This window comes from Mycoavidus sp. HKI (genome assembly GCF_020023735.2).
GTDB lineage: Bacteria > Pseudomonadota > Gammaproteobacteria > Burkholderiales > Burkholderiaceae > Mycoavidus.
In genome coordinates this window covers 1,501,614-1,527,947 of record NZ_CP076444.2, presented here as the reverse complement: position 1 = coordinate 1,527,947, position 26,334 = coordinate 1,501,614, and the positions used below count along the sequence as shown (strand labels likewise).

16 protein-coding genes and 1 pseudogene are annotated in these 26,334 nt (G+C 48.8%); 13 read left to right on the top strand and 4 right to left on the bottom strand.

Annotation, left to right across the window (positions count from 1 at the left end):
• Positions 1 to 6 precede the first annotated feature (6 nt).
• The 3 genes from tpiA (at position 7) to KMZ15_RS06000 (ending at position 2,934) form a co-directional block, all read left to right on the top strand.
• A complete protein-coding gene (gene tpiA, locus KMZ15_RS06010) occupies positions 7 to 777 on the top strand; it encodes a triose-phosphate isomerase (protein ID WP_223691631.1) in 771 nt (256 codons plus the stop codon).
• 46 nt (positions 778 to 823) lie between these two features.
• Complete coding sequence (gene secG, locus KMZ15_RS06005) at positions 824 to 1,186, top strand: preprotein translocase subunit SecG (RefSeq protein ID WP_223691629.1); 363 nt, start codon at positions 824 to 826, stop codon at positions 1,184 to 1,186.
• Positions 1,187 to 1,260: 74 nt separating this feature from the next.
• On the top strand, positions 1,261 to 2,934 hold the full coding sequence (locus tag KMZ15_RS06000) for an NAD+ synthase (protein WP_223694745.1): 1,674 nt from the start codon (positions 1,261 to 1,263) through the stop codon (positions 2,932 to 2,934).
• A 7-nt stretch (positions 2,935 to 2,941) separates the two neighbouring features.
• On the opposite strand, the gene KMZ15_RS05995 is transcribed toward KMZ15_RS06000, so the two are convergent.
• The gene (locus tag KMZ15_RS05995) at positions 2,942 to 3,172 is read right to left on the bottom strand and encodes a DUF4351 domain-containing protein (protein WP_223691627.1); all 231 of its coding nucleotides are present in this window, start codon (positions 3,170 to 3,172) and stop codon (positions 2,942 to 2,944) included.
• 382 nt (positions 3,173 to 3,554) lie between these two features.
• A complete protein-coding gene (gene trxB / locus KMZ15_RS05990) occupies positions 3,555 to 4,514 on the bottom strand; it encodes a thioredoxin-disulfide reductase (RefSeq protein WP_223691625.1) in 960 nt (319 codons plus the stop codon).
• A gap of 206 nt (positions 4,515 to 4,720) precedes the next feature.
• On the opposite strand from trxB, the gene KMZ15_RS05985 reads away from it, so the two are divergent.
• From KMZ15_RS05985 to KMZ15_RS05955, 7 genes are all read left to right on the top strand, one after another.
• A complete protein-coding gene (locus KMZ15_RS05985; protein ID WP_223691623.1) occupies positions 4,721 to 7,093 on the top strand; it encodes a DNA translocase FtsK in 2,373 nt (790 codons plus the stop codon).
• 12 nt (positions 7,094 to 7,105) lie between these two features.
• Entirely contained in the window at positions 7,106 to 7,825 is a 720-nt protein-coding gene (gene lolA / locus KMZ15_RS05980; RefSeq protein ID WP_223691620.1) for an outer membrane lipoprotein chaperone LolA, read from the top strand.
• A gap of 48 nt (positions 7,826 to 7,873) precedes the next feature.
• Positions 7,874 to 9,196 (top strand): replication-associated recombination protein A, encoded by a 1,323-nt coding sequence (locus KMZ15_RS05975; protein ID WP_223691618.1) that lies wholly within the window; start codon positions 7,874 to 7,876, stop codon positions 9,194 to 9,196.
• A 65-nt stretch (positions 9,197 to 9,261) separates the two neighbouring features.
• Complete coding sequence (gene serS / locus KMZ15_RS05970; protein WP_223691616.1) at positions 9,262 to 10,563, top strand: serine--tRNA ligase; 1,302 nt, start codon at positions 9,262 to 9,264, stop codon at positions 10,561 to 10,563.
• A gap of 295 nt (positions 10,564 to 10,858) precedes the next feature.
• Positions 10,859 to 12,607: a ShlB/FhaC/HecB family hemolysin secretion/activation protein gene (locus KMZ15_RS05965; RefSeq protein WP_223691614.1), complete on the top strand. Its 1,749-nt coding sequence runs from the start codon at positions 10,859 to 10,861 to the stop codon at positions 12,605 to 12,607.
• 34 nt (positions 12,608 to 12,641) lie between these two features.
• The gene (locus KMZ15_RS05960) at positions 12,642 to 20,189 is read left to right on the top strand and encodes a hemagglutinin repeat-containing protein (RefSeq protein ID WP_223691612.1); all 7,548 of its coding nucleotides are present in this window, start codon (positions 12,642 to 12,644) and stop codon (positions 20,187 to 20,189) included.
• Positions 20,186 to 20,413: a hypothetical protein gene (locus tag KMZ15_RS05955; RefSeq protein WP_223691610.1), complete on the top strand. Its 228-nt coding sequence runs from the start codon at positions 20,186 to 20,188 to the stop codon at positions 20,411 to 20,413. The genes KMZ15_RS05960 and KMZ15_RS05955 overlap by 4 nt, the downstream gene beginning before the upstream one ends.
• 466 nt (positions 20,414 to 20,879) lie before the next feature.
• On the opposite strand, the gene KMZ15_RS05950 is transcribed toward KMZ15_RS05955, so the two are convergent.
• Positions 20,880 to 21,713, bottom strand: a complete 834-nt coding sequence (locus KMZ15_RS05950) for an aminotransferase class I/II-fold pyridoxal phosphate-dependent enzyme (RefSeq protein WP_223691608.1) — start codon at positions 21,711 to 21,713, stop codon at positions 20,880 to 20,882.
• A gap of 38 nt (positions 21,714 to 21,751) precedes the next feature.
• Positions 21,752 to 22,708, bottom strand: a complete 957-nt coding sequence (locus KMZ15_RS05945) for a hypothetical protein (RefSeq protein ID WP_223691607.1) — start codon at positions 22,706 to 22,708, stop codon at positions 21,752 to 21,754.
• A 382-nt stretch (positions 22,709 to 23,090) separates the two neighbouring features.
• Here KMZ15_RS05945 and KMZ15_RS05940 point away from each other — a divergent pair.
• The 3 genes and pseudogenes from KMZ15_RS05940 to KMZ15_RS05930 all read left to right on the top strand — a co-directional run.
• Positions 23,091 to 23,233, top strand: a pseudogene (locus tag KMZ15_RS05940) (IS3 family transposase); the annotation flags it as partial.
• Positions 23,234 to 23,650: 417 nt separating this feature from the next.
• Complete coding sequence (locus KMZ15_RS05935) at positions 23,651 to 24,565, top strand: LysR family transcriptional regulator (RefSeq protein WP_223691606.1); 915 nt, start codon at positions 23,651 to 23,653, stop codon at positions 24,563 to 24,565.
• A gap of 85 nt (positions 24,566 to 24,650) precedes the next feature.
• Positions 24,651 to 26,276, top strand: a complete 1,626-nt coding sequence (locus KMZ15_RS05930) for an ABC transporter substrate-binding protein (protein WP_223691597.1) — start codon at positions 24,651 to 24,653, stop codon at positions 26,274 to 26,276.
• Positions 26,277 to 26,334 lie beyond the last annotated feature (58 nt).

Genomic DNA, 26,334 nt, shown 5'->3' with positions numbered 1-26,334 from the left:
TGCTTTATGACAAATTCAAAACTTAAGACTAAACTCATCGTCGGTAATTGGAAGATGCATGGCAGCTTAGCTGGCAATGCGCTTCTATTGAACGCACTGGCAGCAGGCGCCGCCGAATTTAACGCGTCGACTCGGGCTGCCGTATGCGTACCATTTCCCTATCTCGCACAAGCACAAACCCTGTTGCAGCAAAGCTGCGTGGCTTGGGGCGCACAGGATATCTCGCTTCATCTAGCCGGCGCTTATACGGGCGAAGTGGCGGGGCCAATGGTTGCCGAGTTTGGCGCCAGCTTCGTGATTGTTGGGCATTCGGAGCGGCGCTTATATCATCAAGAAAGCAACGAGCAAGTGGCCATTAAAGCAAAGCGCGCCCTCGAAGCTGGCTTGACGCCTATTATTTGTGTGGGTGAAACATTGGCTGAGCGTGAAGCCGGGCAAACGGAGCAGGTGATTGGCAAGCAGTTGCAGGTTGTGCTCACGACGTTAACGGTTGCCCAAGCCGAGCGGATTGTGCTTGCCTATGAGCCCGTCTGGGCGATTGGCACAGGCAAGAGTGCAAGTGTGCCAGAGGTCGGTTCGGTGCACCTGTTTTTGCGCCGCGTATTGGCCGCGGTGGATGCTAAACTTGCTCATGCTTTAGTGCTGTACGGAGGGAGTATGAAGCCGGACAATGCGCGCGCACTATTGGCTGAGCCAGGCGTTGACGGTGGCCTAGTGGGGGGCGCATCGTTACAAGCTGAAGATTTTCTTGCGATTTGCAAAGCGGCTGCAGTTTAAGCGCTCGCAACTATTTCTGAACACGTTTACAGATTAAGGTGAATAAATGTTGGTATTAAAAAATTTGATTGTCGTCGCACAATTTTTATCTGCTTTGGGAATTATTGGCTTAGTGCTGTTGCAACGCGGAAAAGGCGCTGATATGGGCGCGGCATTTGGCAGTGGTTCATCCGGCAGTCTTTTTGGCGCAACCGGTGCGGCGAATTTCTTGTCTCGCACAACAGCGATATTGGCGGTGATTTTCTTTGTCTCTACGCTTAGCCTGACCTTTATTGGTTCGCAAAAACCTAAATCCTCAGCGGGCGTATTGGAAGGTGTCGTCACATCCGTACCAGTTGGGACGCATTCGGGCAAAGCTTCTTTGCCGCCGGCAAGTACGCCAGCGCCAGGTCAAGATGTGCCAAAGTGAAATTAAGGTTAAGGTAAAAAAAACCATAGGCTGATCCTTGACCGAGTAGGGCGAGCTAATTAATTACTTTCTATATAAAAATGCGTATTGCCCTTGCTCAAATCAATGTAACCGTTGGCGACTTTGTTGGTAATCTAGCGGCTATTGTGGCTGCTGCCCGTGACGCTTATCAACTAGGTGCTCGTTTAGTGGTTATGCCAGAGTTGGTTCTATCTGGCTATCCGCCTGAAGATTTGCTGTTGCGGCCATCATTTTATGCCGCAAGCGCTACTGCCCTAACGCAACTTGCCTCTGAGTTAAGTGTCTTCAAAGGGCTGCATGTAGTCGTCGGCCACCCCCATCGTATTGATGCTCATGCAAATCGGCCACTTAAATCTAACGTACCGCCGAGCGATACCTTTAATGCGGCCTCAGTTTTGCTAGATGGCCGTGTGCTTGGCACGTATCTCAAGCAAGAGCTTCCTAATACCGAGGTGTTTGACGAAAGGCGCTATTTTGCGACAGACCCAAAGCCCTATGTCTTTGAACTGGATGGCGTACGTTGCGCAATCCTGATTTGTGAAGATATTTGGTATCCGGCAGCAGCGCAAGAGGCAAAAGCTGCAGGTGCACAGCTTTTGCTTGTACCCAATGGCTCACCCTACCACCTCGGTAAGGATAACCTACGTATAGATATAGTACGTGCGCGCATCCGTGAAAGCGGGTTGCCGATCGTTTACGTGAACAATATCGGGGCGCAAGATGAGCTGGTGTTTGATGGTGGCTCTTTCGTGTGTAATGCGCAAGGGGAATGTGTCGCCCGCATGCCGCAATTTGAAGCCGGCATTGCATTGGTTGAGTTCGATGGAGCAACGCCACAACTTAGCAAAATTGCGCCTGAATCTTCTCTAGAAGCGCAAGTCTATGCAGCATTGGTCGTTGGCGTGCGTGATTATGTAGAGAAGAACAGTTTCCCTGGCGTGCTGATTGGCCTTTCAGGCGGGGTTGATTCGGCGTTGGTATTGGCTATTGCATGCGATGCGCTTGGGCCAGAGCGTGTTCGCGCAGTCATGATGCCATCATGCTATACCGCTGATATCTCAATTGCCGATGCACGCCAAATGGCTAGCCGTCTCAATATTCACTATGACGAAATCGAGATCACCTCAGTATTCGATACGTTCCGTTTATCACTTGCTAAAGTCTTCGATGGACTGGCCGAAGATACGACAGAAGAAAATATCCAGGCCCGCATCCGCGGTACTTTATTGATGGCGTTGTCGAATAAATCAGGCTCGATTGTGCTCACAACGGGCAACAAGAGCGAAATGGCAGTCGGGTACTGCACTTTATATGGCGATATGGCAGGTGGCTTTGCGGTGATTAAAGATATCGCCAAGACTTTAGTCTACCGGCTATGCCGCTACCGGAACACGAGCGATGCTTTTGTGCTTAAGCACATTATTCCTGAGCGTATCCTAACGCGTGCACCTTCTGCTGAGCTACGCGCGAATCAAACTGATCAAGACAGCCTACCGCCTTACGAAGTGCTAGATGCCATTATGCAGCAATATATGGAAGAGGGTCGTTCGGGCGCTGACATTGTGGCAGCTGGATTTAAGCCAGAAGATGTCGCGCGCATCACCCGGCTTATCAAGCTAAGCGAGTACAAACGGCGTCAAGCACCGATTGGTCTGCGCATTACTTCACGTGCCTTCGGGCGTGACTGGCGCTATCCGATTACCTCACGCTTTAACGAAGTATTGTGAATGTCTTTCAAAAAACTTCGTCAAGCGTTTGCGCAGAGAAAATACGTTTGCCCCATTGGCATAAAGTATTCACATTCGCTGTATTGAGGCGCTGTTGATAGGGTTCGGTTAAAGTACCAAACTTACTTTCTAGCAGAGTTTTCAATAAAGTAGATTGGCCTTGCTGTAGACCTTGTTGTATACCTTCTTCAAGACCTTGCTCTCTGCCAATACGCTCTACACTCGTTATATATCGCACGTTATGTTCTCCTTCCAGTTGTTTGATTGAACTATTGTAGCGAATTTCAAACTCTTTGGGTAAAGTTAATCCCCCATCTTTGTCATCGGAATTTTTTGGAAATAGAGCGAGTGAATAATTCCTATACTGTATTCGCTCCGCCTTTGTTTTGATATATATCAAAAGTCATAAGATGTGGTCGTGTGCCTGCGGGCGGCGGTAAATATTTTAATTCTATGCCGCACCATTAATTCTCAATCTCGCCTCCATTTTTGGGGGCTCCGCATTTTGTCGGCATGAGATACAGGATTAAAAAGGGTCAGGGGTGATTTTGGACGAAATCTAAGTCACCGGTTTTGCCGCTGCTGCTCAACAGGCAGAGCTTGGCTCAGAATAAATCACCTTATTTATCCGTGAGACTTTCAAGATACCGCTGTGCATCAAGCGCAGCCATGCAGCCAGTGCCGGCACTGGTAATCGCTTGTCGGTAGATCGAATCTTGTACATCGCCTGCAGCGAAAACTCCCGCCACGCTGGTGGCTGTTGCATTGCCTACGAGTCCAGCGTGTGTCAGGATATAACCGTTTTTCATCTCGAGTTGTTCAGCGAAAATATCGGTATTAGGTTTATGGCCAATGGCAACAAACACGCCTTGCAAGGGGATATCCGTGCTTTGATTGGTTTGGGTGTGCTTGACACGAATGCCTGTTACGCCGGTAGCATCGCCTTGCACCTCATCCAGCACATGATCCCATTTGATTTCGACTATGCCGGCCTTTTCTTTGGCCAGCAGCCGGTCAATGAGAATAGGCTCAGCGCGGAACGCGCTGCGGCGGTGAATCACGGTGACTTTTTTTGCGATTTGGGCAAGATACAACGCTTCTTCGACAGCGGTGTTGCCACCCCCAATGACCGCAACGTCTTGTTGCTTGTAGAAAAAGCCATCACAGGTGGCGCAGGCGGAGACGCCTTTGCCCATAAAGGCTTCTTCAGACGGCAAGCCAAGATATTGGGCGGAAGCGCCGGTTGCAATAATCAATGCATCGCAGGTGTACTCGTTGGTCTCGCCAATCAGACGTAGAGGCCGTTCATCAAGCTTTGCCGTATGAATATAATCAAACACAATTTCGGTATTAAAGCGCTGAGCGTGCTCAAGAAAGCGCTCCATTAATTCTGGACCTTGTACGCCCTGGGCATCGGCGGGCCAGTTTTCGACCTCTGTGGTGGTCGTTAATTGGCCGCCTTGTGCCAGGCCAGTAATGAGCATTGGCGACAAGTTAGCGCGTGCCGCATAGACGGCAGCCGTATAACCGGCTGGACCGGAGCCTAGGATGAGAACTTTTGCATGTTTTGTGGATGACATATCAAGGACGAAAAATTTAGGATCTAAGCACCAAATAGCATATTATATGTTTGTTTAGGCGTGCGGGTTTGAGCTATCGTGCGCGTTCATGACTGTAAAGCGCCGTATCGATGGTCGGCGCTGCGGTCCGCGTGTGACAGTTTAGGCTAAACTAGCTTAATTCAGTGGGGCCTGTCCCCCGGGCAGCACATAGCACATATTGGTTCATGGCGAAATCTCCTTTCTCTTATAGCGCACAAGCGTTGCCGCGCAGGATCTCACACCTTGTTGTTGAAATTCGTTGGCTGCTGCAGCTTGCAGGTGTATTCTTTTTATTCATGGTGCTGCTTAGCTATAGCCCGCTTGATCCGAGCTGGACGCATGCGGTGCAAGCTAACGGTATTGCAAACTGGGGGGGGCGCGTAGGCGCATGGACGGCTGATATTTTGCTCTTGCTCTTCGGTTTCTCAGCCTATTGGTGGGCCGTATGGCTCGGGCGCCGCGTGGTATTGGGTTACTGGCGCATAGCGCCGGCCGATGGGCAAGCTGATGATCTAAGTAAGAGCCCGCCAGCCCGTGCTGAACGCCGTCCGGCAGACATACAGCAAGAACATGGGCTGCTGCAAGAGGGCAGTTGGCTGATTGAATTATTTTCTTTTGCTTTGATATTGATTGCCAGTGTTGGTCTTGAGGCAATGCGGCTGTGGTCCTTATCAACTAGCTTGCCGCGTGCACCAGGTGGCGTCCTGGGGGATGCTGTGGCAGCGCAAGTATTGCACGCTTTAGGCTTCACGGGCGGCACGCTGGCCCTTTTGTTACTGCTGGCGATTGGGGTCTCCCTTTTCTTTCGTTTTTCTTGGTTAAATGTTGCTGAGCGCACTGGCGATGGGATCGTCGCCGCGCTGATGTTCATTCAAATGCACTATGAAGCACGACGTGATCGCAAAGTCGGCGAGGCTGCTGCGATACGCCGTGAAGGCAAGCTCGAACAGGACCGTGTGCGGGTTGAAGAACACGAGCCTGTGCGTATTGTGCCGGCAGCGAGCGCTGTAGTTAAATCTGAGCGGATTGAAAAAGAAAAACAGCAAACGCTTTTTCATGACTTGCCTGATAGTATTTTGCCACCGCTTGCGTTGCTTGATGCACCTTTGGCTACACAAGAAACTGTGTCGGCTGACACGCTTGAATTTACTTCACGTTTGATCGAAAAAAAATTAAAGGATTTTGGAGTTGAAGTCAGCGTGATTGCGGCTTATCCAGGACCCGTTATTACCCGCTATGAAGTTGAGCCAGCTATCGGCGTGAAGGGTAGTCAGGTGGTTAACCTGGCGAAGGATTTAGCGCGTTCGCTCTCGTTAGTGTCAATTCGCGTGGTCGAGACCATTCCAGGCAAAAACTGTATGGGCCTTGAACTACCCAATTTGCGCCGGCAAACAGTCCGCTTGTCTGAAATTTTAGGTTCCGAAGCTTATGCAGCCGCAGCTTCGATGCTGACCATTGCACTAGGTAAAGATATCAGCGGCAAGCCGATCGTCGCTGATTTAGCCAAAATGCCGCATCTGCTGGTGGCAGGTACGACTGGATCGGGTAAATCGGTCGGCATTAACGCCATGATTTTATCGTTGCTTTATAAGGCAACAGCTGAGCAAGTTAGGATGATTTTGATCGATCCAAAGATGCTTGAGATGAGCGTTTACGATGGCGTGCCGCATCTGTTGTGTCCGGTGGTGATCGATATGCGGCAAGCAGGCCATGCTTTAAACTGGACGGTTGCTGAAATGGAGCGCCGTTATAAATTAATGAGTAAGCTTGGGGTGCGTAATCTCAGTGGTTATAACCATAAGCTTGATGAGGCGCACAAGCGCGAAGAAACCATCCCGAATCCATTTAGCCTAACGCCAGATATGCCCGAACCGCTTGAGCGGCTGCCACATATTGTCGTGGTGATTGATGAGTTGGCCGATCTCATGATGGTAGTGGGTAAAAAAGTGGAAGAATTGATTGCACGGATTGCACAAAAAGCGAGAGCGGCAGGGATTCACCTAATTCTTGCGACGCAACGGCCATCGGTTGATGTCATCACCGGATTGATTAAAGCCAATGTGCCAACCCGCATTGCCTTTCAAGTTTCATCGAAAATCGACTCGCGCACAATCTTGGATCAGCAAGGCGCTGAATCGCTATTGGGCATGGGCGATATGCTTTATCTGCCGCCTGGCTCAGGTTTGCCGGTTCGTGTACATGGCGCTTTTGTTTCTGATGAAGAAGTGCATCGGGTGGTCGAAAAACTGAAACAGCAGGGCGAACCGAACTATATTGAAGGTATTCTAGAAGGAGGTAGCAATAGTGAGATTGATGAAGGACTGGGCAATACCAATGGCAGTGGGCAAAACGCTGAAGCCGATCCACTCTATGATCAAGCCGTTGAAATTGTCACCAAACACCGACGTGCCTCTATTTCGCTGGTACAGCGCCATTTGCGAATTGGCTATAATCGTGCAGCCCGGTTGCTTGAACAAATGGAGCAAGCAGGGTTAATATCGGCAATGGCAGCAAATGGTAACCGTGAAATTCTGGTGCCCAATCGTGACCCGAACTAGAAGAGGTAAGAGATGAAGCTTAAAACAGTAACTTTATTGAATTTTAGACTTTGGCTAACGAGAGGGCTAGCGGTCTCGGCGTTCACAGCGGCAAGCCTTGCACCACCTGCGTACGCCGGTGGATCTACCTACACTAATGCGACTGAGCAGCTGAATAATTTTGTTGCGCAAGTGCAAACGGCAAAAGGCCGTTTTGTTCAGCGGCAGATTAAAACTGACCCAAAGAAAATGAAAGACCTCCCTGACCAGGGTACATGGCCGCAGGAAGAAAGTGGTAAATCCAGTGGTTTTTTCTTATTCGAGCGGCCGGGTAAATTTATCTGGACTTATGAAGAGCCTTCCCGCCAAGTTCTGCAGTCTGATGGCGAATATTTTTATATCTACGATAAAGAGCTCAAGCAAGTCATCAAGCGTAAGCTTGACCGTATGCTAGGCGTCAGCCCAGCAGCGATTTTATTTGGCAGCAACGATCTTAATCGGAATTTCAGACTGCGCGATATTGGTAAACAAGCAGGGCTAGACTGGCTTGAGCTCAAGCCGAAAGCGGCCGATACGCAATTTCAGCGTGTCATTATTGGATTTAGAGGCGGGAATCTCGAGGCTATGAAATTGTTTGATCTATTCGGCAATGTCACTTTATTGGTTTTTACGGATATGAAGAAAAATCCGACAGTGCCTCCTGATCGTTTCAAATTCACCGTACCGAAAGGCGTCGATGTGATTCAGGGATGAGCGTTAGCGTGTTTTATCCCACGTCTTGCAAAAATAGAAAAGCGGCCCATGTTGTTTGCCGATGATTCTTCTCCAGCCGCACCGCTGGCTGAGCGGTTGCGGCCCAAAGTGATCGATGAGGTGATTGGCCAAAAGCATTTGCTTGGGCCAGGCAAGCCATTGCGGGTCGCCTTTGAGTTGGGCCAGCCGCATTCGATGATCTTATGGGGGCCGCCCGGTGTGGGCAAAACCACGCTTGCACGACTTATGGCAGATGCTTTTAAAGCCGAGTTTATTGCTCTTTCTGCCGTCTTAGCAGGGGTCAAAGAGATTCGAGAAGCGGTTGAAATGGCGCGTATGTATCAGGCGCATGGTCGTCAAACGCTGGTTTTTGTCGATGAAGTGCATCGCTTCAATAAAAGCCAGCAAGACGCATTTCTGCCACACGTTGAAGCGGGCCTTTTTATTTTTATCGGCGCTACCACTGAAAACCCGTCATTTGAGTTAAACAGCGCACTACTCTCGCGCGCAGCCGTTTATGTGCTCACCAGCCTTAACGCGAGTGAGTTAGAGGATTTGCTAAAGCGTGCAAGCGCTGCGCTTGGTGGTATTTCATTGACTGCACAGGCATGCGCAATACTAATTGAAACAGCCGATGGCGACGCTCGCAAGCTGCTGAATAATCTGGAAATCGCCGCCCGCGCAGCAGTCCTTAAGCAGACAAATGAAATTGACGAAGCACTACTGGGCAGCGCACTGGCAGAAAATCTGCGTCGCTTCGATAAAGGCGGTGAGGCTTTTTATGACCAAATTAGCGCACTCCATAAAGCGGTGCGCGGCAGCCATCCAGACGCAGCACTATATTGGCTTTGCCGTATGCTAGATGGTGGTACAGATCCGCATTATTTGGCACGGCGAATCATTCGTATGGCTTGGGAGGATATCGGCCTGGCCGATCCGCGCGCCGTGGGCATCGCGCTGGATGCGGCGCAGACCTATGAGCGGCTTGGTTCGCCAGAGGGTGAGCTCGCTCTGGCACAAGCCATACTCTACCTTGCCGCAGCCCCAAAATCGAATGCTGGCTATTGCGCCTACAATGCAGCGCGCAAATTTGTGAGCAAAGACTCATCCCGTGCAGTCCCGGTTCATCTGCGCAATGCTCCAACCAAGCTGATGAAAGAACTCGGCTACGGGCATGAATATCGCTATGCGCATGATGAGCCGGATGCTTACGCGGCCGGAGAGCAATATTTGCCGGATGGCATCACCAACCCTAATTGGTATCAACCAACGCCTCGTGGCCTTGAAGCCAAGATTGCTGAAAAACTTAAGCGGCTAGATGAGCTTGATGTAGCTTGGCGCGCTGAACATGGCGTTAACCCAAAAACATAAGCGCAGCATCCGTTAAAACCTAAGTTAAAATCGCAGTTTATTCTGTTTGCCCTACCTTATTTTCCATGCTTGATATCCAACTGCTGCGTAAAGACCTTGATGGCGTCGCACACCGTCTTAATAGCCGTGGTTACGCGCTAGACCGTGCGACATTTATAAAACTTGAGACAGAGCGACGTGAGCTACAGGTGCGCACTGAAGAACTGCAAGCACGCCGCAACAGCCTATCAAAGCAAATTGGCGTCTTAAAAAGTCGAGCAGAAGATTGCTCGGCGTTGCTGGTTGAAGCAGACAGCATTGGCAATGTGCTCAAAGACTCAGCGCTAAGACTAAATGAGCTTCAAGCACAGTTAACCGAGTTCATGCTGGACGCGCCTAACTTGCCGCACGAAAGTGTGCCGCTAGGCCGTGACGAAACACAAAACACTGAAGTAAGCCGCTGGGGTACCCCGCGCCAATTTGAGTTTGAGATTAAAGACCATGTCGATATTGGGGGGCCGCTTGGACTCGATTTTGATAGTGCCGTTAAGCTCAGTGGCGCGCGCTTTGCGGTACTACGTGGCCCGCTTGCGCGGCTACAACGTGCCTTGGCGCAATTTATGCTTGATTTGCACACGACTGAACATGGCTATACAGAAATTCAGGTGCCTTATATCGTCAATGCCACTTCTATGCGCGGTACCGGTCAACTACCTAAATTTGAAGAAGATTTATTTAAAGTGCCGCATAAAGCCAGTGATGAGGGCCATGCGCCTGAGAACTTTTATCTGATTCCAACGGCTGAAGTCCCGCTCACTAACTTGATGCGAGAAACCATCGTGGCCGTGGATAAACTGCCACTCAAATGGGTGGCTCATACGCCCTGTTTTAGATCAGAGGCAGGCAGTTACGGCCGTGATACGCGCGGCATGATTCGCCAGCACCAGTTTGAGAAAGTTGAGTTGGTCCAAATTGTGCCACCTGAGCACTCTTATCAAGCGCTCGAAGAACTCGTAGGCCATGCCGAAACGGTTTTGCGCAAACTTGAACTGCCCTATCGGAAAGTCTTATTGTGCACAGGCGATATGGGTTTTGGCAGTGCCAAAACATATGATCTTGAAGTATGGCTGGCGTCGCAAAATACCTATCGTGAAATTTCATCATGCTCGAATATGGAAGCATTTCAAGCACGGCGGATGCAAGCACGTTCTCGCAGTGGGCAAGGTAAGCCGGAACTAGTGCACACAATAAATGGCTCAGGTTTGGCGGTTGGGCGTACTTTAGTTGCGATTCTTGAAAATTTCCAAAATGCGGATGGTACGGTGAGTGTGCCGGATGTGTTGCAGCCTTATTTGGGTGGCATGAAACGGCTTGAGCCGAGTGCGTAAAAAACGCTTTGGGGTCAGGCGGCCCCTTACTATAATCAACCGGTCAATCAGATCATATTTTTAGATTTTGTCGCCACAAATTGCTAGAATATCTTGTGTATGATTGACTCAATCAAAATACCCAAAAATCAACATTTCCTTGCAGTTAAGCCAATTAAATTAAAGAAAATGTGTTTATTCTGTTTTGGCAAAATTGACACTTATAGGCTGCTGTAGCGTGTATACTCTCGCTTTTTTATTACAAATAAAAATGGTGTGTCCCATGGATCCTCCGCGCAGACCATACAAGGCTTGGATGCTCCCTATTTTTTTCTACGCGGCATTGCTGTTGATAGGCGGTTTCGCACCTGATCTATATGCCCAAGCTTTGCCTACATCAGCACTCAAAGACAAAGTTCTCACAGGCAAAGACACACAAGGACTGCTGCGCCAGCAAGAGCACGAGCGTATATTGCGCCAACAACAAGAGCATACGCCTGATGTGCGTCTATCAAATGAAGACAAAGCCAAGGCGGCAGAGTTGTCATGCAAGCTTCCTACTTCTGAAACGCCCTGTTTTCCAATTGAGCTGATTGTCTTAAAAGGAGAGGAAAGCCACCGCTTCGCCTGGGCGCTGCAAGCGGCGAATCGACCAGATGATCCGACCAGCGGCCGCTGCTTAGGCGCACAGGGGATCAATCTAGTGATGAAAAGAGTGCAAAACGCCTTAATTGAGCGAGGCTATGTCACGACTCGCGTACTGGCTGAACCGCAAGATCTTAAAAGCGGCGTTCTCACACTCACGGTCATTCCCGGCCGCCTGCACACGATTCGTTTTACCGCAAAAACAGCGGGGCGCGCGACGCAATGGAATGCCGTGCCCATCAAAGCAGGCGATTTATTGAATTTGCGTGACATTGAGCAAAGTCTAGAGAATTTTAAGCGCGTGCCAACGGTCGAGGCCAATATCGATATTACCCCTGCGGCCCAAGCGGATGCTCAGCCTGGAGAAAGCGATCTGATGATCGACTGGCAGCAGAGTTTGCCGCTGCGTCTAACACTCTCAGCAGATGATGCAGGCAGCAAAGCAACGGGCAAATATCAGGGCAATGTGTCGATTTCGGTGGATCACTGGTGGACGCTAAATGATTTGTTTTATGTGAGTTTTAGCCAAGGCTTAAGGGGCGGCGGAGCAGGCCCTAAAGGCACGCGCGGCCATACGATTCATTACTCCGTGCCGTTGGGTTATTGGCTGTTAGGCTTGACCGCTAGTCGATATGGTTACCAACAGACGGTGGCCGGCCCGTATGAGAACTATATGTATAGCGGTGCGAGCCAAAACAATGAAATTAAATTGTCACGTTTGCTTTATCGCGATGCGTCGCGCAAGCTGACCGCCTCGTTACGGGGGTATTTCAAGGAATCAAGCAGTTTTATAGAGGGCACCGAGCTCGATCATCATCGCCGCCGCTTGGCTGGATGGGAGTTGGCTCTCGCTCATCGAGAATATATTGGCCGCGGTGCACTCGCCATCCAGGTTGCGCATCAACGTGGCACCGGTGCTTTAAATGCGCTGCTTGCTGCCGAAGCAGAGTCTGGCGAAGGCACCTCTTACCCCAAGTTTTTTAGCGCCGAGGTTGCTCTCGATATGCCGTTCACGCTGGCGCGCCAAAAAATCCGCTACAACGGTGTTTGGCGCGCGCAATGGCAGCGCACCCCACTGATCCCGCAAGACCGCTTCTCGCTAGGCGGGCGCTATACGGTGCGCGGCTTTGATGGCGAACTGACTTTATTAGCCGAGCGGGGTTGGCTGATCCGCAATGATTTAGGCTTGGCATTAGGCTCAAGCGGCCAAGAATTATATGTTGGGGTGGATTATGGCCAACTGGGCGGCCCGTCGACGGAATTTTTGCCAGGTAGTCGGCTAGCGGGCGGTGTCATTGGGCTACGCGGTGGCTTCAAAAATGTGCAATACGATGTATTTGCAGGCCGGCCTTTTAAAAAGCCAGAGGTGTTTGACACGGCCAATGTAACAGCGGGATTTAGCGCGAGCTATTCATTTTAATCAATTATCACATCGCGTTAAGTGGGGCCGTCCGATGGCACAGATTATTAACAAACAACGTTTTATCTCTTTTCACTACTTAGCGCGCATCGTTTGTACCGTGCTGCTGGCAACGCTCGTCCAAGCGGCGGCCGCGCGCAGCCTGAATGTCGCACGCATTGTAGCGGACCCCAACGCGGAGCCTCACCATCGACCGACAATTCTTAGTACACCCGATGGTTTACCCCTGATCAACATTCAAATCCCAAACGATCAAGGGCTATCGAAAAACGATTACAGCCAATTCGATGCTGACAGAGGCCTGGCCTGGAACAATGATCGCACCCAGAATCCTCATTTGCTGGCGAGGTCCGCGCGCACCATCCTAAACCAAGTGAACAGCAGCCATCCGAGTTATTTGAAGGGTCCTCTAACAGTGGTTGGCGACCGAGCTCAAGTGATCATTGCCAACCCTTCTGGCTTGTACTGCGAGGGCTGCGGTTTTATTAATGTTCACCGCGCGACCTTAACGACAGGGACGCCGATCATCAACAAGAATGGCCATCTTGACGGCTATCGAGTACAACATGGTTTAATTACCGTGCAAGGCGATGGACTGCAATCGGGTAAAGCCGATTACACCGAGCTGATTGCGCGAGCTGTATTGATCAATGACCAACTCCAGGCCAATCAGCTAAAAATTATCACGGGCGCTAATTTAGTCAGCGGCGACGTGGTGACCCCATTGCAACAACCAGCCAGTCCGGCGCCCGTGCTCGCGATTGATGTTGCAGAACTGGGTGGTTTGTACGCCAACAAAATTAAATTGGTTGGCACGGAGACCGGCGTGGGGGTTAGAAATGCTGGGCATATCGGCATGGAAGCGGGCCAAATTGAAATCACCCTGAATGGCTTTCTAGAAAATTCCGGCGAGATCGATAGCCGCCGCCCGACTCGCATTAAAACCGCACAAGGCGCCATACAAGGCAGTGTGCGCCATGAAGGCACGCTAGACATCAGCACCCGTGGCCCTCTCATCAACCGAGGGATACTGACGGCACATGGCCACACGACCTTGCATACCGGCTCCGCTCGCCTCAACAATAGCGGCCAGATTGCCACCATGAACGACTTGTCCATCGCCAGCGCCAATTTGAATAATTCAAAAGGAAGCATCAAAGCGGTTGGCAGACTGCGTGCTCAAGTGCCGGGCAAGATCAACAATCAGGCTGGCTTGATCCATTCGAACGGCATGCTCCGGGTGACAACCGGTAACCTCAACAATGCCAATACTCGAAGCGGCGAACGTGGACTGCAAGGCAAAACGGTCACGCTAATGATCGATTCGATTCAGAATAAAAAAGGTGTCATTCGCGCTAACCAGTCTTTATGCTTGGATGGGGCGAAGAATGGCGTCGTGAATAACACGGCTGGTGTGATGTATTCGAAAGGTAAGCTCCGCGTAACCACCGGCCAACTCGACAATACCCATACCCACAATGGCGCGCGTGGACTGGCAGGCAAAACAGTCACGCTGATCACCGATTCGATTAAAAATAAGCGGGGGGTGATTCGCGCTGACGAGTTTCTAGCCTTGGATGGAACTGAGCGTGGCACAGTGGACAACCCAACTGGCTTGATCCACTCAAAAGGTACCCTCCGCATGACAACGGGCGTACTCAACAATGCGAACACTCAAGGCAGTGAGCACGGAGTGGCCGGTAAAAAAATCACGATTCAAGCAGATTCAATTGATAACCAGCTCGGCTCGATTCAAACCGATGGTGCGTTAACCCTGATTGGCACGACGCAGATCGATAATCGCTCAGGATGGATCTCCTCACGCCAGGCGGTAGCGTTGCAAGCGCCCGAGAGGAGATCACCTACCGACAAACGGCTGAGCATACTAAATACTGGCGGAACTGTGCTGGCCGGCACCAAGCTTAAAGTAGACAGCCATAGCCTGAACAGCGATGGTCAAATACATTCCAATGGCCAGCTCGATATCAAGCTGCTGAATGATTTGCATAACACTGGCAAAATCACCGCCTGCGGCGATGCTACGCTGAGCTTGACAGGCGCATTGCATAACCGCCAAACCTTAGACGCGGGTCATCGTTTAACGGTCTCAGCGGCGAGTATCGACAATACGAGTACAGGAGAAATCAACGCCAGCCAGACTGAGCTTGTGGCCCTTGAATCGTTGACAAACCGTGGTCTCATCAATGGCGATGAAACCTTGATTCAGGCGGGTAAGGTTAATAACCTGGGTACCGGCCGGATATATGGCGATCATATTGCAATCGGCGCAACTAGATTGGATAACGGCGCTGAAACGGTGCATGGCGTTACCAGCGCGGCGAACGTGAGCGCGCGCAAACGACTAGATATTGGTGTGCAGTCGCTCACCAACCGCGAACATGGCCTACTTGGCAGTGAAAGTGATTTTGCTTTGGGGAGAGAGCTCGATGGATGCCATCGCGCCATCGGTCAAGCTGAGAAACTCGACAATAGCAGTGCCACGCTTGAGGCGCTTGGTGACCTAAATTTGGCCGTCGATACACTGAATAATACAAATGCGCCCTTTACCCTTAAAACTGTTCCGGTAGGGGAGCCTAGCAGGGCTATTTTTATTCAGCCAGAGGGAGATCCAAACCGATATCCTGAGCACCATTTTGTTTGGGAAGGTTGGTCCCGCGCAGGCCAGTACCGCCATCAAAACTGGGAGGTCAGGAGATTTACTAAATATGACGTGATGCGTACTGAAACTCAAAGCGTGGTCAACAGTAGCGACCCTGGCAAGATTGTTGCGGGAGGCGATCTGCGGTTAAGCGGCCATGATCTGAACAACGACAAAAGCCAGTTCATCGCTGGTGGCCGTATCACCGGGGATCTGAGCAATCTGCGTAACATTGAAGCCGAAGGGACTCGTACGGTGCAGGAAGCTGGGAGCAGCCAATATAGTACGTCTCGCTATCGCGGCAGATGGAAGAATCATCACACGCGTGATTGGAATCATCCTATTCCTTATACCCCAGCTGATGAGCTCCACACCATCACAGTGCCTGTGACAAAAGTGCTCGAGCATACCCACTCTACTCGCTCGGGCGCTCAGACTCCAGCTTTGTCACGCAGCCTAGAAGAAATTTCGATTCCGACGCCAAGTGATATCGCGGGCCATGCCGGGACGATAATTCGCACCCAAATTCCGGCGATTACCTTACCCAATCACACTTTGTTTCGACACACTCCTAAGCCAGACAGCCTGACTTTGATCGAAACCGACCCTCACTTTACCCGCTCCCACAAGAAGCTTGACGCAGAATATATGCTCAAGCGCATGGCGCAAAATCCTGCGGTCGTCCAAAAACGCTTGGGCGACGGTTTTTACGAACAACGCTTAGTAGGCGAACAAATCAACCAGCTCACGGGGCGCCGATTCCTACACAATCATACCAACGACGAAGTGCAATATCGTGCGTTGATGGAGCAAGGCCTACATTTCGCGGATCAGTTGAAACTACGCCCTGGCATCGCGCTGAGCGCAGCGCAAATGGCGCAACTTACCAGCGATATCGTCTGGCCTGTTCAACGCGAGGTGGTGCTTGCCGATGGCGCGGTGCAAAAGGTATTAGTTCCGCAAGTCTATGCCTATGTCAAAGAGGACGATCTCAAAGGAGATGGGACCTTAATCTCAGGTCGCGCGCTCAAGCTGAGCCTGCGCCAAGACATGATGAATGAAGGCACGATGGCTGGCCGCACAAAGGTGAATGTCGACGCTGCAGAGATTAAAAACCTAGGCGGAAAGATTACAGGGGGCGAAACAACCCTGCACGCTCGCACCGACCTAGACAACCATGGTGGTGCCCTAACTGGCGATACCCATTTAGCCGTTCGCGCTGACCGAGATTTAAATCTGCTTTCCACCACCCAGCAAGGCGCTAAAACAACGGGCGCCAGTCACTTCAGCCGTACTCATCTTGATCGCATTGCTAGCCTGACATCGAATGGTTCACTCAGCGCTAGCGCCGGGCGCGATGCGACTTTCACGGCTGCCGAGATTAGCAACACCAGCCCAGAAAATCAGACCACCATCACAGCTGGTCATAATTTAAACCTGGGCGCCTTCACGGTTGGCTACCAGGAGAACATGGTTCGTGACGACAATAATTTTCTTAAACAAGGCTTAAGTGATGAAATTGGCAGTACGATCCAAACGGTTGGCAATCTCCAGCTTGCCGCCGGTCATAATTTCACCGCCAAAGCGGCAAATCTCACGAGCCAGCAAGGCACGCTCACGGCGACAGCTGAGCACAATGTAACTATTAAAGCGGGGCAAACACAGCATAACTTTGATGAAGGGCATAGCCATACGCGGCGAGGCCTGTTGAGCTCCAGCAGTAACGCCACGCGCGATACGATTAACCAAACACAGGCAACCGGCAGCCTATTAAGCGGCAACACAGTCAGAATTAAGTCCGGTCAAAATTTAACAGTACACGGCAGCGATGTGGTGGCTAACCAGCAAGTATCGTTGGCGGCAGAAGGCGACATCCATCTGACGGCCGCACAAAATACGGCTTCGCACTCCCACCAATCCCAGCAGCAGAAATCAGGCCTCTTAAATGGTGGTGGTATAGGGGTCACGATTGGCTCACAAGCCCAACACGCCCAAGCGGGTGAGCTGGAAATCACTCATACGGATAGCACGATTGCCTCATTAGCGGGCGACGTCACTATCGTTTCAGGCAAAGACACTCAGCTTAAAGCGAGCGGATTATATGCCGGCCAGGATTTGAACGTGACCGGCCAAAATATCACGCTTGCTAGTGTGCACGACGTACTTGCCCAAAGCGAACGACACACTTTTGAGCAAAGCGGTCTAAGCGTAGGGCTAGGCGGCGAGATAGTGGAGAAAGCGAGGGCAATCTATCGTCACATGGACCGCGCGAGTAAAGTCAATGACCCTCGGCTCAAAGCCGTCAAGCAAGCGCAAGCTGCCTATGCGGTGGCTCAACTCAGTAGCGCCGCGGTAACCAGCGGCCCAGAAGGAGGCGCAAACGGGACTCAGGGCGCTGCCGGAGGCAAAAGTGTACGGCTTGAACTCAGTGTTGGCTCAAGCCAAAGTGAACATGAAGCGCACACGATACAAACCACAGCGCGCGGCTCAAATCTAGTAGCGAATCGCCGGGTCAATATCATGGCAACCGGAGATGGCCATGAAAAGAGCGGTGATTTAACCGTAAAGGGCAGTCAAATCAAAGGCAAAGAGGTTAACCTTGCTGCGCGCCATGATATGGTCTTCGAAAGCGTCGCCAACACCGTACACCATCAAAGCACGCAAAACAGCAGTGGCTTCACGGCGGGAGTGGGGCTAAGCGTGGGCCAACAAACCGGCCTAGCCTTATTTGCCAGCGGCCAAGTTGCCAATGGACATGCTGATGGTCAGAGTGCGCAGTACGCTAACAGCAGCGTTATTGCCACTGATACCTTAACCCTCACCTCAGGCCGTGATGCAACGCTCACCGGTGCTCAGCTAAGTGGCCAGAAGATCAAAGCGGATATTGGTAGAAATCTAACGCTCACCAGCCAGCAAGATAGCGACGCGTATCACCAAGGCCAGACGAATTTAAGCGCTGGGCTGAGTGGTGTATTGGGTGCTGGCGGAGTAAATGGCAGCCTAGGGGGGAGCCAAGAACAGGTCAAAAGCCACTATGCCAGTGTTAATTTGCCAACATGGTTAATTGCGGGCAAAGAAGGCTTTGAAATTCAGGTAGGGAAGCACACTCAGTTAAATGGCGCTCAGATTGCGAACGCAGCGCCAAGTAAGAGCGTGCTAAGTACAGAAACACTGGGTTTTACTGATCTACAAAATAAAGCGCAGTATGAAGCGCGCAGCAGCGGCTTCTCAGCGAGCTATGGTGGTGCTGCCAGCGCCAAACAAAATATAGCGGCGAATAGTTTAGCCAATGCCCCTTCTGGTTTGGGCCTGACCGGGATGCAGGGCGTAGCTTCGAGCACAACTCAAGCGGCCATCTCGCCAGCACGGATTGAAGTGCGCCGCGACCAAGAAACAGGACAAGACAGCACGCAAGGCTTAAAGCGCGATACCCAAAATGCGCATCAAACACTACAGAAGATCTTTGACTTACAAGAAGTCCAAGAAAAGATAGAACTGGGGCGTGAATCCGCGAACTTAGGGATGCAAGTGAGCGGCGATCTTGCAAATAAGCTAGCGGCGCAAAATCCAGACAGCAAGTTATGGGGAGAAGGCCAGCTAGGGAGGATAGGGCTACATGCAGCCGTTGCTGGGCTAGGGGCCAAGATGGCTGGTGGCAACGTGGGCGGTGCCATAGCGGGGACAGTGGCCGGTGATCTAGCGGCGTCAAAGGTGTCTGCGCGGGTTAATCAAGCAATGGCCGGGATGACCAATCCAAACGCGAAGCAGACGGTATCAAATGTCGTCACGAATATGCTGGCGGGTACAACTGGGGCGATCGTGGGTGGAGCCGTGGGCAGCCAGTCAGGCGCGCTTACTGGGGCTGGGGGGGCATTGGCTGCGGATAAGTTTAATCGGCAGTTGCATCCGGATGAGAAGAATATTATTCATGAACATTTAGCAAAAATCTATGCATCGAAACATGCGGACATAACAGAACAGCAGGCGGCAGGAAGATTGGAAGTGCAGCTAGAGAGGATGGTAAATGCAGAGTCGGGCCGGGATGGGCAGTGGGATACTCAGGCGGCCGCTTATTTAGAAGCTTATAGATATAAAGCTCTCTATGCAGGGGTTAAAGTTGGTTATGACCAGTGGGGCGATGCGGTGCCGATGTTTGGTAATGCATCGGGCTATCAACGTACTGATAGTACAATTTTTAGTGCAAATCCGCAGACCATTATTCCTCCGTCAAATCTAGGCTTACAGCAAGTCAGTGACTATGTAAAGGGTATAGCTGACGGTATATGGAACACAACATCACACCCAATTGATACGCTGGCGGGAGTAGGCAAAGGATTATATGACATCGTCACTCGTCCCAAGGAGGCGGCCAATAGAATGCAAGCACAAGTCGGTCATGCACTGGATCAGGCAGGAGAGGGCAATTTCAGGTTGGCTGGTGAGCAGTTTGGTCATCAAGTCGGAACCACAGCAGTAACGACAGCAGTTAGTATACGAGGCGTAACTGGAACAATTGCTGGCGTTAATTATGCCGGCGTCAAAACTGGATTGGCAGTACCTACGCCATATGGTTTGGCATGGCAAAGTTTGTCACCGAAAGCTTTAGCTCTGCGTGGACCAATCGCAAAAGGCGCTCCTGTATTTCGCTCAGGAACTACTGGTTTGAGCGAGGCAGTTGAAGCGCAGTTTTGGGCGATAGAGAATCCATTAACAGCTCCAAACTATGGATTACGCTACGGTATTCCTAAGCAGAATATTGAAAGAGTGAATTTTGTTGAACGAGGATTAGTAAACTCAGGGGGGCATTTTGTTGTGCGGCCAGCACCTGGGCTTCAGGGAAATACTGGTGGCGCATTTGAGGTAGTTGTTCCGTCTGCAGGAGTAAAAGCTGAATTTTTTAGTACAATCGGAGGAAAAAAGTGAATACCATCCTTGCATCAGAAAAAGCATTTAGTTTAGCTGAATTACTAGAGCATGAGGGCTTTCATGCTATGGCGGAGGAAATTCGGGTTGCAATTTATGGAGGCGCAACAGGATTAGAAGTTGCATTTCGACTTCGTGATAAGCTTAATTGGGTTATTGAAAATGAAAAAATTCCTAGGAAGTTTTTTGAAAAGGCTAATGAAATTCAAAGGTATTTGAAATAAGTTTTTTTAAGGTAATTATTTTTTGTTGTAAGAAACGAGATGAACTAGTCAGAAGAAGAGTAATACCAATTCCGAATAAAATGAATAATAAGATTATGCTATTAAGGAGAAAAGCATGACCCACAAAGTGAGTGGTAATGAAGAGTTGGCGGCGCGAGAAAGAGTACGCAAAGCCCCAAAACGGTGGAGGAATTAAGAGCGGCGCAAGCCGTCTTGCTGCCGCTAGAATCAGGCGGCGATTACAGCTGGTGAGATAGCGGCTGGAGATGCTTTGCCGGTAGGTGTTGGGGCAGCGGCTGTTGGGATGGCGGTTAAGGGGGCGAAAGTAGGTAGGGAGGTTGTGGTTGATATAAAAAGGAAAGGTATTGTGGCAGATGCGCTACTTCCCAATCCATCAACCAGAGTTTTAAAGGAATCGCAAGTTCACAAACTAGGTGTCAGTTCAGGGATAGCTTAGCCCATATCCTTATACACAAATCGCATATTGCAACGGTGTCGGAGCAGCATATGTCTGGAATTGATGCGCTTTCCGGATTTCTGCTGTAAGCGCAGCCGATGCAATCGCATAACCTATCCTCCAACCAGTTACATGCATGATTTTACTCAGCGAACCAACCACTACGGCTCGTTCACGTAATCGAGGTTCAGAAAATACAGTAACGTGCTCTTGCTGTTCAAATAAAATATTGTGGTACACCTCATCGCTTAATACAATGAAGCCATATTTATCAGCCAACTCACCGAGTCGGCGGGCATCAGCTTGCAACCAGCATGCCCCAGTTGGATTATGAGGACTATTTATAATAATCATCCTGGTCCGCTCGGTGATGGCTTGTTCTACTTCATCCCAATCAGGTAAGAAAGTAGGACCATGCAACTGCAGAGCAGTTGGAATTCCTCCAGCCAGCATGATTGCTGGCATATAGCATTCAAATGCAGGCTGAAAAAAAATGACTTCGTCTCCAGTGTGAACCAAACTGCTTACCGTAGCAAAAATAGCTTGAGTTGCTCCTACTGTCACTGTCAATTCAACGACGGGATCAACTGGCATACTGTACAAAACCGTAAACATCTTGGAAATTGCTACTCTCAGCGCCTCAATTCCCTCTGACAGGCTATATTGGTTGTAGTTTGACTGTACAGCATTAAATAAAGCTTCAATAAGCCTTTCATCGGGAGGAAAGTCAGGATAACCCTGCGATAGATTAACTGCATTAAATTGCGCTGCAATGCGAGACATGCGCGCAAATATAGAGCTCTCAATAATTGGCAGACGCGATGTGGTAACAATTGCAGACATAAAGGCCCTTCGGAGGTATATCGCTTACAAGATAGCGCTTATGCTGCTGTATTAGCATTTTGATTAGCCACAGTCAGTTGAGTAAGCGTTTGCCATCTGCATTGATGCGCCGCATCTTGTAGCAAATGCGCTAGGCATGGAGGTACATCAGTCTGTACGATGATTCCGTTGTCACGCAAGCGTTGATAATTACTCTGCGTTCGGCTAGAGATAGCTTCCCAGTAGCGGCGCTCCGTTTCAGCGCCAGCCCATATAATGCCTCGTTGCATACAGTGGGGCATGTCGGCTAAGGTGGATTCATTTAAAACTAGAAATGTGACAGGGATTGCATAATTAAGCGCCAAATAATGAGGAAATATTGCCGATAGTCGTTTTCCGGCAGCGCCGTCTCCCGATGAAAGCACACCTTCTATGCGCTTATCGGATAGTGCAGCCTCAATTTGTGCAAAAGGTAAATTCGATGCATTAGCCCCAAGCATTTGAAAAATAGACTGAGAAAGCGCATCATAGGTTCGGATACGCAATCCCGTTAAACTCTGTGCTGTTTTAACTGGCTCAAGTGTCCATAAGCCTGTGGGTGGCATGGGGACCGTAGCAACTAGCCGTTGTCTATGTAAGCCAAATGCCCGTGTGAAGCGGTGTCGAAATTGTTGAGTTTCTAGGTGGCCGGCGTTAAGGGCTTCACCCTTAATCAGAGGTAGGGCAGAAAGAGTAAAAGTTGAATCCACCTCTGTAAGCGCACCACCGAATAATGCGCCACCCTGTATTTTATTAACAGTAATTGCCTGCATTAATTCTTTAGGTACTAAAGGCGAATCGCAAGCAACCAATATGCGTAATGCATTTCCTGCTTTTTGGCTAGCAAGCTTGGCTAGTATGCGCAGCGCTTCGCCTGGCACGGCGGTAGCAGGATATTCAGTCACTAGACCAACTCGCCATCTAGCTTGGCCTTTAGATCCCGTTAAAATCAGAGCTTTAAAATTTCTTTGCCTCATTTTGCTCACCTCTCTTATCAGATAGTCCAATGAACAATGCAAATCTCTGATATAAATTCTAATCCTAAAATTTCTCTAAATCAGGCCCCTATTTATTATTGACATAGGGTGATTAATCATGTATTGCGGTCGGGTATATGTAAAAAATTATCGCTTGTGAGACCCTAAGAATTAATTAGCTAACGTTACAGGTAGCTCAGTTTTGTGAGGATGAGTTGTCTGAATTTCTTATGCGTATTTCAATTTTGCTTCCCATGTAATTGGGACTGCTATTTCCTGCTAGAAAAATGACATGAATTTCAGAAAATCTATTTTTACTGTTGACCATTATGAGTTGGTAGCCCAAGCCTCAATAGCTGAAGAACCTAAGTCATCGATCAAGGCGGGCCCAAGTGCTGCAGAGCGTGAAGAGATCAGTCTCTTACGCCGTCAAGTACGCCAGCTACAGATGGAGCGCGATATATTGGCAAAAGCTACGGCCTGGTTTGCCGCCAAAGGCGAGAAGATGTTCATTCTGTCTTCGAGCGTAAGAAAATTATAAAGTATTTTTAATAAATTTAAATTTACAGTTTAAAAAACTATTTAATTACTAATGAAGCATTGTAGAGCTATCTCTCTACTGGGTACATGGCTGTTGTTGTGAATAAAACAACATTAAGAATAAAAAATATATTCCGTATGACTTATACGAGTGCTACTATTGTCATCGTTAGCATAAAAGTAGCGTAGTAGAAAGATTGATGCTTTTTATGAAAATAAGAATAAACTCAGACGTTAGCTACTTAGCTCTAGAGAGCTGGAGCATATAAAACTATAAAGCAGAAGTTGATACGAATGTTGAATGCAGGATAGCTTTGACAAAGGCAATGCGGAGAACAGGTCACGTTATGCGTGATGCGCTATCCCTCCTCGGAGTGAAACCGAGGCTCCCCGCGCAAGACGATGCTTAGAGAGATTAATCAGCGGCGCATACGTTATTTTTATGAGGTGCTAGCGCGTGGAACGATTCGTGGCGCAGCAGAGCATTTAAATGTAGCTCCTTCGGTGATTACTCGCCAGCTTCGCCTACTCGAAGAAGAACTCGCTGTGACACTCTTTGAGCGGCGTGCACGTGGGGTAGTACCCACTGAGTCGGCTGAAGTTGTACTTCAATATTATCGCGGGTGTAATGCCAGTCAAGAGTATATGGAGTCTTGCTTGCAGGAAATGCGCGGCATGCAGCGCGGTAGTGTCCGTATTGGGGTCAATGAAGGGTATGTTACGTCTTTGATGGATGACGTACTGAATGACTTTAGTTTGCAGTATCCTCGTTTAAATATTCATGTCGAAGTTTTGCTAACAAGTGAGATCATTACGCAGGTTATTCAAGATGATATACATATAGGCCTTGGATATAATCCACCAGAGAACTCTGATATTCGGTGTTGTATGCGGGTAAATCGTCCTGTACGGTTATTAGTAGGAAAAGCTCACCCACTTGTTAGTCAGCATAAAGTTACCATTGCTGATGTGCTACAGTATCCATTAGGATTAATGTCTTCGCTGTCGGGTTTAGCTCAAACAATTCAGTTGCTTCAGACTTCAGAGAAGATTAAATTAGAACCAATGCTAACTACAAATTCTATAAAAGTATTGGAGCACTTTGTTATTGGTGGAAACTTTAATGTGGCTTTCATGGCGCATTCGCTAAGATATCCAAAAATAAAAACGGGTGAACTGGTTGCATTAGATGTTGATCATCCTATCTTGGTTTCTCCTGAGGTTCATTTGTTTGTAAGACAAGGCCGGCCCCTTTCTCGGGCTATTAATGAACTATTGAAGCAAGCAGAAAAAAAATTATCACTTTTTAAATATTGAGCTTAAGAGTAAGTGGGTTTTAATCACCAAGTAAGTTGGCAATACAAAGTGGAACATCAGATGTTTCAGTACTACGGGGGCTCTTATGAAGAACGATCCATTGATTTGTATCATGTCCACAGCTATTATTGCTTTAGCAGTTGTTGGACTCAATGTGCCTAATGTGTATGCCGCCCTCCCAAATAAAACATTGATCTATTGTTCTGAGGGTAGTCCTACGGGATTTGACCCTTCTCAAGCTACGTTGATTACTGACTACACTACAAGTGCATATACGATCTATAATCGGCTTGTGGAATTCGAACGTGGCACTACAAAAATCGTACCAGGGCTCGCAATGCACTGGGATATCTCACCAGATGCTCTGAACTATACTTTTTATTTAAGACGGAATGTAAGGTTTCATACAACCTCCTACTTTAAACCCACACGTGGGTTTAATGCAGACGATGTACTTTTTACTTTCGAACGGATGCGCAATCCAGAGCATATTTTTAATAAAGCATACCCGGTTCAATTTCCTTATTTTGTTAATTTAGGCCTTGATAAGGAAATTTTTAAGATCGAGAAAATTGATCCATATACTGTACGTTTTACGCTAAGGTCTGCGAATGCGCCGTTTCTAATGAATGTTGGATTAGCTTTTTCCTCTATTCTATCAGCTGAATATGCAGATTTGTTATTAAAAGATGGCAGAGCAGAATATATTAATTGGCAGCCTGTTGGTACAGGACCCTATATTTTTCATAGCTACAATCGAGATACAACTGTTCGTTTTGATGGCAATCCATATTATTGGGAGCTGGCTAATGTTAAAGTATCTAAATTAAATTTTATAATTACGCCTGATCCTGCTGTACGCATACAAAAACTCAAGAAAAATGAATGTCATATAGCGAGTTACCCACGTCTAGATGATCTTGATCTGATTAGAGCTGATCCAAATCTTAAATTGCTTAGTCAACCTGGTCTTAATCTTAGTTTTCTAGCATACAACGTATTGCATAAACCTCTAGATAATACTCTTGTGCGTCGTGCGCTCGATATGGCGGTCAATAAAGAAGCCGTTATTAATACAGTATTTGATGGACATGCACAGGTGGCAACTGAGCCAGCACCACCGGCTTTATGGCCTTATAAAGAAGAACTGCAAAATGTACAGCATGATTCTCGTTTGAGAGAAGCTAAAAAGTTGTTGGCGCAAGCTGGTTATCCAAAAGGTTTTTCGATTTCATTGTGGGCAATGTCAATACAGCGCCCCTATAATCCGAATGCGAAATTAATGGCTGCAATGATTCAAGAAGATTGGAAAAAGATTGGAGTAAAAACTCGTATTGTTTCACATGAATGGGGTGAATATATTAAACGTGTACATGCAGGTGAGCACGATGCACTGCTGATAGGTTGGATTGGAAGTAGTGATATGGACGATTGGCTAGGTACGTTACTTACGTGTAATGCAATAACTGGTGTTAATTATCCGAAGTGGTGCCATCCAGATTTTGATGCTCTGGTAAGTACTGCTCGCCAGACAATAGATTTTGATAAACGCATGATGCTTTATCAAGAAGCTCGAAAAATATTCAAACGTGAGTTACCTTTTACGCCAATTGCACATGCAGTTATTTATCAGCCAATCAATAAAAAGGTTACAGATTTCAAGGTTAATCCACTTAGCCCTATATTATTCAAAGGGGTTGGTTTGGAGTGAGTAGTATTTTGCTTGATTATGCTGTTTTTTTATCGTATGAGGTATGAAAGAAGGCCTT

What these genes read in the sequence shown, in the direction of transcription:
- tpiA (WP_223691631.1), top strand. Translation starts at nt 7, where the DNA reads ATGACAAATTCAAAACTTAAGACTAAACTCATCGTCGGTAATTGGAAG.
- secG (WP_223691629.1), top strand. Translation starts at nt 824, where the DNA reads ATGTTGGTATTAAAAAATTTGATTGTCGTCGCACAATTTTTATCTGCT.
- trxB (WP_223691625.1), bottom strand. Translation starts at nt 4,514, where the DNA reads ATGTCATCCACAAAACATGCAAAAGTTCTCATCCTAGGCTCCGGTCCA.
- KMZ15_RS05985 (WP_223691623.1), top strand. Translation starts at nt 4,721, where the DNA reads ATGGCGAAATCTCCTTTCTCTTATAGCGCACAAGCGTTGCCGCGCAGG.
- lolA (WP_223691620.1), top strand. Translation starts at nt 7,106, where the DNA reads ATGAAGCTTAAAACAGTAACTTTATTGAATTTTAGACTTTGGCTAACG.
- KMZ15_RS05975 (WP_223691618.1), top strand. Translation starts at nt 7,874, where the DNA reads ATGTTGTTTGCCGATGATTCTTCTCCAGCCGCACCGCTGGCTGAGCGG.
- serS (WP_223691616.1), top strand. Translation starts at nt 9,262, where the DNA reads ATGCTTGATATCCAACTGCTGCGTAAAGACCTTGATGGCGTCGCACAC.
- KMZ15_RS05965 (WP_223691614.1), top strand. Translation starts at nt 10,859, where the DNA reads ATGCTCCCTATTTTTTTCTACGCGGCATTGCTGTTGATAGGCGGTTTC.
- KMZ15_RS05960 (WP_223691612.1), top strand. Translation starts at nt 12,642, where the DNA reads ATGGCACAGATTATTAACAAACAACGTTTTATCTCTTTTCACTACTTA.
- KMZ15_RS05950 (WP_223691608.1), bottom strand. Translation starts at nt 21,713, where the DNA reads ATGTCTGCAATTGTTACCACATCGCGTCTGCCAATTATTGAGAGCTCT.
- KMZ15_RS05945 (WP_223691607.1), bottom strand. Translation starts at nt 22,708, where the DNA reads ATGAGGCAAAGAAATTTTAAAGCTCTGATTTTAACGGGATCTAAAGGC.
- KMZ15_RS05935 (WP_223691606.1), top strand. Translation starts at nt 23,651, where the DNA reads ATGCTTAGAGAGATTAATCAGCGGCGCATACGTTATTTTTATGAGGTG.
- KMZ15_RS05930 (WP_223691597.1), top strand. Translation starts at nt 24,651, where the DNA reads ATGAAGAACGATCCATTGATTTGTATCATGTCCACAGCTATTATTGCT.